At 59.4% G+C, this 8,627-nt stretch carries 7 protein-coding genes and 1 pseudogene; 1 reads left to right on the forward strand and 7 read right to left on the reverse strand.

Annotation, left to right across the window (positions count from 1 at the left end; genetic code table 11):
• Positions 1–32: 32 nt before the first annotated feature.
• The gene (locus tag B3H86_RS03295) at positions 33–1,199 is read right to left on the reverse strand and encodes an aminotransferase (RefSeq protein WP_292051150.1); all 1,167 of its coding nucleotides are present in this window, start codon (positions 1,197–1,199) and stop codon (positions 33–35) included.
• 365 nt (positions 1,200–1,564) lie between these two features.
• Here B3H86_RS03295 and B3H86_RS03300 point away from each other — a divergent pair, with 365 nt between their 5' ends.
• Complete coding sequence (locus B3H86_RS03300; protein ID WP_292051151.1) at positions 1,565–1,993, forward strand: hypothetical protein; 429 nt, start codon at positions 1,565–1,567, stop codon at positions 1,991–1,993.
• 64 nt (positions 1,994–2,057) lie between these two features.
• On the opposite strand, the gene B3H86_RS03305 is transcribed toward B3H86_RS03300, so the two are convergent.
• The 6 genes and pseudogenes from B3H86_RS03305 to B3H86_RS03330 form a co-directional block, all read right to left on the reverse strand.
• Complete coding sequence (locus B3H86_RS03305) at positions 2,058–2,969, reverse strand: hypothetical protein (protein ID WP_292051152.1); 912 nt, start codon at positions 2,967–2,969, stop codon at positions 2,058–2,060.
• A gap of 14 nt (positions 2,970–2,983) precedes the next feature.
• On the reverse strand, positions 2,984–5,521 hold the full coding sequence (locus tag B3H86_RS03310) for a fimbria/pilus outer membrane usher protein (protein WP_292051153.1): 2,538 nt from the start codon (positions 5,519–5,521) through the stop codon (positions 2,984–2,986).
• A 6-nt stretch (positions 5,522–5,527) separates the two neighbouring features.
• On the reverse strand, positions 5,528–6,397 hold the full coding sequence (locus B3H86_RS03315) for a fimbria/pilus periplasmic chaperone (protein ID WP_292051154.1): 870 nt from the start codon (positions 6,395–6,397) through the stop codon (positions 5,528–5,530).
• 177 nt (positions 6,398–6,574) lie between these two features.
• Positions 6,575–7,363: a hypothetical protein gene (locus B3H86_RS03320; RefSeq protein WP_292051155.1), complete on the reverse strand. Its 789-nt coding sequence runs from the start codon at positions 7,361–7,363 to the stop codon at positions 6,575–6,577.
• Between the two features lie 161 nt (positions 7,364–7,524).
• A complete protein-coding gene (locus tag B3H86_RS03325; protein ID WP_292051156.1) occupies positions 7,525–8,118 on the reverse strand; it encodes a hypothetical protein in 594 nt (197 codons plus the stop codon).
• 260 nt (positions 8,119–8,378) lie between these two features.
• Positions 8,379–8,627, reverse strand: a pseudogene (locus B3H86_RS03330) (malate synthase G); the annotation flags it as partial.

The following is an 8,627-nucleotide window of genomic DNA, read 5'->3' on the forward strand; positions in this document are numbered from 1 at the left end:
TTCGGGCTGTCTGTGCGATCCTGCCCTTCAGGTCAACGCTTACCGACCATTTTACGGGCCCGGCCCAGCCTGCCCGCCGCCTCGATCAGCACATCGTCGGGCTTTGCAAAACACAGCCGTACGATATGTCCCTGCCCTTCTGTAGTGACGAAGGCCGAAACCGGAATGGCGGCGACACCGTGCTCACGCACGCAGACCTCACAGAAATCGGCATCACCAAGAGCGATACCCGAAGCCTTAAGATCCACATTCAGGAAATAGGTGCCGTCGCTCTCGAGACAGCTATAGCCCTCTGCCTCCAAGGCGGATTTGAGCAGGCGATAGCTGCGGCCCATGCCTTGTGCCATATCGTCATACCAGCGGCCATCCCAGCCCAGCCCCTCGGCCACAGCGGTCTGTAGCAATGGCGGGGTCGCAAAGGTCAGGAACTGATGGGCGCGCGCCACCGGATCGACCAAGCGCACCGGCGCACAGACAAAACCGACCTTCCATCCGGTCAGTCCAAACATCTTGCCCGCCGATCCAATCTTTATCGTGCGATCCGCCATGCCGTCGATCAGGGACAGCGGCACATGCCGCCTGTCTCCCAGTCTGACGTGCTCCCAGACCTCGTCGCTGATCACCAGCAGCTCGTGATCGACACAGATCCGCGCCAGAATGGACAGCTCTTCGGCGGTGTACATGCGCCCGGCCGGATTCAGCGGATTGTTGAACAGAACCGCCCGTGTTTTTTCAGTCAGGGCATCCGACAGGGCTTCATGCGTTATGGCCCAATCCGGCGGTGACAAGACCACCGCCCTGACCACACCACCGGCCCGCTCGATCAAGGGGCGATAGGCGTCATAGGCGGGTTCGAAAATGATGACCTCGTCACCGGGCCTTACCCACGCCGCGATAGATGCTGCAATCGCTTCGGTCGCGCCCGATGTGATGACGATTTCATCACTGGTGTAGGAGGTGCCCTGCATGCGGTTGTAATGGGCCGCCACCGCATCGCGCAGTTCGGGCAAGCCACGCGACGGCGCATATTGGTTCCAGCCGTTCACAACGGCATTGGCCGCACGCTCTCGCAGCTTTATAGGGCCGGAATCTTCCGGAAAGCCCTGTCCCAGATTGATCGCGCCATATTCCCGCGCGAGGCCGGACATGCGCTCGAATATGGTTACAGGCGCATCGCCGAATACCGGATGCGGCGTCATCACAGGCGGGCCGAAAAGGCTCCGCGACGCAGCCAATTGGTCAGCAAGCGAAAGAGCAATCCGCCCGTGCGCGTGTGGATCACCCGCCGCGCATGGCGGCCCTTACCTTTGTACACCTGAAACGGCATGGGGGTTTCCCGTCAAACTCGAATCAACGGCCTATAATGCGGCTTGTCGCGCGCTGACAAAAGTCGAATAGCAACGAAATCGCCAACAGCGGCGGGCTGGCCGGCACCATGTCCACCCTATGGTTAAGTGGCTGTTGACCTTGAACTTTAAGTAGCCGCTAAGCCTGTCTGATCGCGTAGAGTTAATAGCTGCCGCCCTATGGTCCCTGTGAAGATGCAGTGACGGGAGCGTCATTTATGAATTCAGCACAGTGCAAACAGTCGATCCTTGCCGGCCTGGTGGCCGCTGCGGCCCTGATGGTCGCGCCGGGCGTCGTTCACGCCAAGGATGCGGGGTCCCAGACCTTTCAGGTCCGGGCGCGCGTGCCCGTATCATGCTGGGTTCGCCCTGACCGCGACATCGTCGCCGGTGAAGGGGTCAGCGGCAGCGTCATCGAGGCCTGCAACAACCCCGGCGGCTATACGATCACGGCCAACTACCGCCAGCTGGGCGATGGCGAGCGGGCACAGATGGTCTACAACAACCGCCCTGTAGAGCTGGCCAAGAGCGGTGGTCAGGTCCTGCGTCGTTCCAACATGGCGACGATCAAGACCGTAAGCTATCGTTTCCAGAACGTGACCCTGGAACAGCCTCTGACCGTTTTCCTGACGATCCAGCCGATCTGAATCCGGCTGATCCCGGACACCTGAAAAGCAGACGCCCCGACCATCCGGTCGGGGCGTTTTCATTTTATATCGCCGTGACGGTGAAATGCAGGATGTCGCTATAGCGACCTGCCCGCTTTCCGCTCGTGTCCTGGACCAGGAATTGAAGCGGATACTCGTCGTTTACGGCATGTCGGCTGTTGCGCTGGAACTGGAAGGGGCTGCTCAGGTCCACATCGACACTCCCCATACGCAGGCGGTAGGGGATCTTCCATGCCGGGTCCTGATGCACGAGACGGCCCTGATTTTCCGAACGCACGTTCAAAAGATAGCTGCGGGTGGAGTCGACCGTCACCACCGTGCGCGGGCTGTAGGTGCGATCTTCCAGTTCACCGAGGCTGATGGTGCGGATACCGCCGATGCGCGAATATTCGCCCTTCAACCCGATGCGGGCCGAGGCGCGGACTTCGTAGATGATCGGTATGGTTCGGCTGGCCAGTACCTCTTTGGAATTGGGGCTGATATAGTCGAACGTCACCTGCTGGATGAACTGTCCAGCTCCCGGATTGCCCTGCGGTGCGACTCTGACAGCATAGCCATTCGCCGCGACGCCATTTGGCGAGACACGAAGGGTGGCTGCGATCGGACGCGAGGCGAACTCCGGCGGCGTCACGTCAAAACCTGTGCGCGCGTCCTCCATGTCGTAGGCGATATACTGCCCCGTCTCTGCGTTGTGCAGACGGGCGGTATTGTCGTCTGTGCGGATGCGGATGCGCCCATTGCAGTCGATATTGCCGCGATTGGTAACGCGAAGCTCGAACGGGAAGCTGTTGATCGCCGATCCGTGCGGATCGTGCAGGATACGCCATGAAGAGTCGCTTACGATCTCTGCAAAACAGTTCCGCTCGGGGCGATCGGCATAGGCTCCCGTCGCGGTCGCGGTCAGGCCGAGCGCGAGGACAAGCGACGAAAGGCATCGTATTGCACGCATTTTCATAGGGCGGCCTCCTGTCATGGCTCGGGATCAAGGATCGAAAGTACCACCACACCCAGATCATAAAGACCTTCGTTATCTTCAGGAATGGTGAACTCGAATGTCTCGGTCGGGCTGGAGAACAGCTCGACCTTATAGGTGTGCCCCGGTTTCAGTTTCTGTGCCGCGAAACGGCCAACCGAGTTGGTGAAGAAGATTTCCGGCTTCATCTCGGTGTCGTTCTTGTCGCTCAGCCGCCCGGACATGAGCGAAACCGCCCCCCCGCTGCGGCCGGTCAAACGGCCCATCACCGAAACGAAAGCGTCGCTGCCGGCCGTAATCAGATAGCCGCTGCGATAGCCGGGGTGCACTCTGCGCAAGCCATCGCCGATGTCATAGCCGGCCGGAACATCAACGACGTCGTAATACAGGGTCTGGTTCACATAGGATGCCAGGGCATTTGCCACTGCTGGTCCCAACGGACCACTGCGCCCCATATAGCGACCGCGCGAGAAGTCATCGCCGATAATGGTATCGCGGCCTCCCAGTGACTCGTGGGCGCGAACCATCGCAAAGCTGTCGAAGATCGGTCGGCTGACGGCGAACTGACCGCCGGTGTAGGCCAGCGCGGTACCGATACGGGCGCTGGTGATCTGACGGCTGGTAACATCACTGAAGCTGTTGCCGAAGGACGCGTGGCTGACCCCGCCTTCGAAACGGTTGCCCATATAGTTCACGCCGCCCGACACATTGGCCGGCCCATCGGCATAACCTACGCCGACGTTATAACCCCACCCGCCAACGCGGTTATCGGCAATCTGCGAGTAGCGAACGCTGGAGGCATTCTCCTGGGAGGTATAGCGACCCTCGACACGGCGATCGCCGCGCGGTTGCCAGACGATGCCAACGGTAAAGTTCCAGTCACCACCGCGGTCATCAAAGCCCAGATCCGAATAGGTCGCACCGAACTGAACGTCGACATTCCGGAAGATCTGGTAGCTGGTATAGGCGCTGAGCGAGTAGCCATTGTCCACATTGGCCAGGCGGGACGTCTGGTATGAGCCTGCAAAGGTCACGCCCCAATCCACCGAAAACTGGTGCGTATAGGATGCGGAAAAAGCCCACTCGATGGCGTTGGACGACCCTACGTTGCCGAGAACCGCAAAGTTTTCAGACGTATAGTCTGCCGCCACGGCCCAGCTATCCCGTGTCTCACCAGAGTCCACGAGATGCTCGTAGGTGAGCATACCGGCATATCCGGCACCCAGGGGGCCCTCGCTGACGGCCACATCGCCGCGAAGACGCGAACCGTTCCTCAGAATGAGCTGCGACTGCGCCGAGCCGGTTTGCACCGCTTCGCTGAGTTGAAGGCCAAAGCCGATAGCCGGACGGGATTCGAACGCTTTTTGCCAATAGCCCGAGAACACCCAATCGCCATCGGAATATTCCGGCGAACCTATGAAGTTGGTGTTCGTCTTGCCCAGGAACGCGCCATACTCATAGTCGCCCGGCTCCAGGTCGATGGAATCCAGATAGGCAGAATAGTTAACCGTCTGCACCCTGCCGGCAGGGTTCTGGATCTCGATCTTCAGATCGTTGGAGCCATATTCCAACGGTAGGTTGGACAGGTCGTACTGACCGGCGTTGAGCTGGAATTCCCGCACCAACAAACCGTTTCGGGTCACGCGGACAATCGAGTCTTCCTGCAGAATGATCTTGCGATCGCCGGACAGTATGCTGCGCTGGAAGGTATCAAAGGTGCGGCGCTGGCGCGCTACGCCGATGCCGCCGATATTGGCATAGCCTTGGCGGCCACGATATTCGGGAACAAGGTCCCCCAACCACCAGCGGCGGTATTTCTCCGGCTCGTCATAGACCAAACGGGCATACTGGCGCTGAACCTCGTATTCACCGCCACCAAGATTTCTGTCACCGACGAACTCTGTCTCGAGTACGAGATTCTTGTACCGGATCGCACCCGTCAGGCCGACGAAAGGATCGGACACGCCCGACGCGCTGTGATCCTTGGATATGCTGATGTTGGTATTCAGATAGGCCGAGAAGGGTTCAGGCTCCAGGCCCTTCCCTTCCGGATTGACGTCTTCGAACAAACGCTCGACCGCACGACGTGACGGATCGATCCGCAGCACCAGTACGGCTAGCAGGTCCGGATCATAGTTCAGGCTGATGCCGCTGGCATTGATGTCCTCAGCCTCGAACATATCCCGCCCTTCCAGCTCGCGTGCCAATTCGGCACGGGCCTCTTCGGTGAGCAGAGGGGAAATCTGGGTGATGAAACTATCGCTGCGGACCCTGAAACGGTCGTCCCGTGTCAACAGCACGTCCAACTCGCCCAGCACGCGGTTGTTGAAGTGCAGCGGCACCGTCATGGCGATGTCGCGATCATACGGGTTGATATTGGGGCGAGGCGGACGGCTGGCCGGGTCTGCCTGTTCCGGAACGGGCACCACTTCCGGCGCGGCATCCTGCGCCTCTGCCATGCCCGGGGCCATCCCGATCATCCACGCCATAGCGACGCCGGATGTCGAGGCCACCCAAGTGTTACGGGGCTTCATCGATCATCACCGCGAGAATGTGACGTTGATCGGCTTGGATGCATCCAGCGCGACAGCCGTCGGCAGCTCGAAGTTACGACGCCCGTTGCGCGGCGGCAGGAAGCCTACACCGACGTGCTGGGATATTTCTTCGCCGCTGAACTGGTGGACATATGACTGTCCCGATACGTCAGTGCCGGACACCGTCCAGGTGGCACCGGACATCAGGGCATAACGACGCCCCTTGTTCTCGACCGTGACCCGGACACCAAACACGGTACGAGTTTCGGCGGGGGTACCGTCCGCGGCCTCATCGACGACCTCGATGCCTTCCACTTCCGGATTTTCACTCACGGTCATGGTCACTGGCGTTGCGGACACAACGCTTACGTCCGGCTCGGCCCCTTCAGGCGCGACGACGATCAGGGCTTTCATTGTGTACAGAACCTGCACACTGGCCGAGCCCACCATCTCTTCGGACTGTTCCACATCGGTATTGATCGGAAGCTGCTTGACCCAGAGGTAATAGGCCTCGGAGGCATCTAGATTGGGGGCTCCGACCCATTGCACGCGCACCATTTGGCGGCCACCCACGCCCACGATTCCCTGCGGCGGGAATACGAGGAAGTTTTCATCCGCCGGGGTCTCAATGAGGTTCTCGTCCTCATCCAGTTCCATACGCGTGATCGTGGTCTCGAACGGCATCGGTGCGGCACCGACGTTGCCGACTTCAATACGGGCCGCAGATCCCACACCTGTGGTCGTCAGTTCTGAAACCATCGGGGCCACCCGCATGGCCCACGCCGTCGCGCCAATGCTCGCGCTGGCGACCAACAGTGCCGACACAGCCAAAACAGAACGCGGTTTGAGATATTCACGCAGACGTAATGACGACATTGAGGGCCCCTAAAAATTTTCGCTTCCGTAGAAGCGTCCCAGCTTGAGGCAACGCGGCATTGCCTATCGCCGGTTTTGCAACTGCGATGCCACGCCTGGCCGCACCTGCATGAGAACGGAATTAAAAAAGACACCCGGACCGATATCGACCCGGGTGCCCTCTTTAATGTTCCAGACTTAGAGAGCCTGGATCACCACGTTGAACGAACCGGTGTATTCGCCGGCGACCAGCGACTTATCGGCCTTGCCCAGATCGACGATGATGGTCATCGGCGACTTCCAGGCACCGAAGGTGACCGGTGCCGGGCTGGTTTGACCGGCGGTCATCTGCAGCAGACGATCGGTAGCGGTCGTCGAGCTGGCAGCGTCACCCGGAGCGCGGAACGAAGCCTTCACCGAGTACGGGATCTCGGTGGTGAAGTGCAGCGAGTCATAGCCGAACTGCGGCGTGGTCTTCAGGCTGGCTTGGGTACGGGACAGCTGCACCTTGTTCTTGGTGTTGCAGCCGGCCAGGTTCGTACGGAAGTGCAGCGAGGCACCAGCGACTTGGTCGAATGCGAGGGCCGGGCCGTGGTTTTCCGAAGCGTAAACGCCGATCTGGCCGAAGTTGAAGCTCAGGTTGTCGTTGGTGCCGGTGTAGAACACGCAGTGCGGGGTAACGGTGCCGCGCAGCGTAAAGGTTGCACCGTCCTTGGTGCCAGCGTCGCCAATGTTGCCGCGAACGGTGCGATTAGCAGCCCAGCGCGACTCGATGTTGGTGCTCGGCACGCCGTCCCAGGTGGTGCCATTGTAGTTGCCGTAGTCTTGGTGGCGAGGCGTATCCGGGTTGGTGACGTGCTCACCCCATTTTTCCAGCGGTGCGCTCGGCGGATTGCCGTGGCCAGGCAAACCGTAGCCGTGTGCTTGAGCCGAGGTAGCCAAGAGAGCGACAGCGGCGGCGCCGCACAGGATCGAAGAAAGTTTCATTGGATTGCTCCGTTAGATTTCAATTGAACCAATCTGATCTCAATGCCCACCTTAGAAGGCCGCATCAGATGGAAGACACTACGCGTTGTTACAAATACTGTATCGTTTTACGCTTGAAATACATTTCATCTTTTTTGATGAAATTCAGTTTACAGCTTTGACTATATTTTAGGTTCCAAAGTCAAAGTTATAACTTCTGAATACTCTCCAGCCAGAAGATCGTTATTTGATCCGGGCGTGGAAAATTTGATGACCGCCCCACCGGCAGCAATGGCCTGACGGCTGTCCAGAGCCACACCCGCCCTCAATTGAGAGCCGCTGAACACGCCCCCCATCCGGGTCAGCATCGGCTCCAGAAGCGGTACGTTGACATCCATGCCGTAAGGCACGGCACCGCTGTAACCGCCCTGGCCGCCCGGCATTACGGCATGCTTCAGCGCACCGTTGGCCGCACGCATACGAAGCGTGAAAGGCAGGTTGCAGGTGAGATGCAGATCGACACGCGCGAGCGCCGCACGGTTCAGATCACCCATGTTGACAGTACGGCCCGAGCCCATAGCGCAGCGAGGGCTGATGACACCCTGCACCTGTACCGACAGTTCGTTCGTATCGCGGCCCGCAGGCAGACCCGGCGTCGGCACAATATGCGCGGAAGCCGCGCTGGCGACACTGATCAAGCAGGCAGCAAGCACAGTCCCGGCCACGGCATTGCGCGCCTGGCCAGCATACGTGCGGTTGTGTGCACCGATACGCATTGTGTCTTGCCCCTCGTGCCAGATCCGGCATCGACCCCACCCCCACGGTGCGATCTGAGGTCAACATTCCAAAACCCGTGCCATCCCGTTTTGATACGATTCAGGCCCAAAAACGGCAGAATCTTGGAGGAACGTGGTTAAGTGGTGTTAACAAAGCAGCGGTTTATGGCCACTCAGGGATATTTGCAAGCATTTGTGTCGAAAAGAGACACCCCGCTTTTATGGGGTGCCTCCAAATATAATGTTCTAAAATGTGACGCTTAAGCTTGTTTTGCCTTACGGCGGAACGATGTTAGCAGATGTTCGGTGTAGCCATTGGCTTCACCCCGACCATTGTAAATTAGTGCAACCGATGCGTGCCAGGCTGGACCGTCGTATGAGGGGGCCAGCGGGCGATAGGCTGGATCGCCCGCATTTTGCCGATCGACCACCGTCGCCATACGCTTCAGAATCTCCATCACCTGATCCTCGGTGGTGATTCCGTGATGCAGCCAGTTGGCGATGTGCTG

Source organism: Brevundimonas sp. UBA5866, from assembly GCF_002432125.1.
Taxonomy (GTDB): domain Bacteria; phylum Pseudomonadota; class Alphaproteobacteria; order Caulobacterales; family Caulobacteraceae; genus Brevundimonas.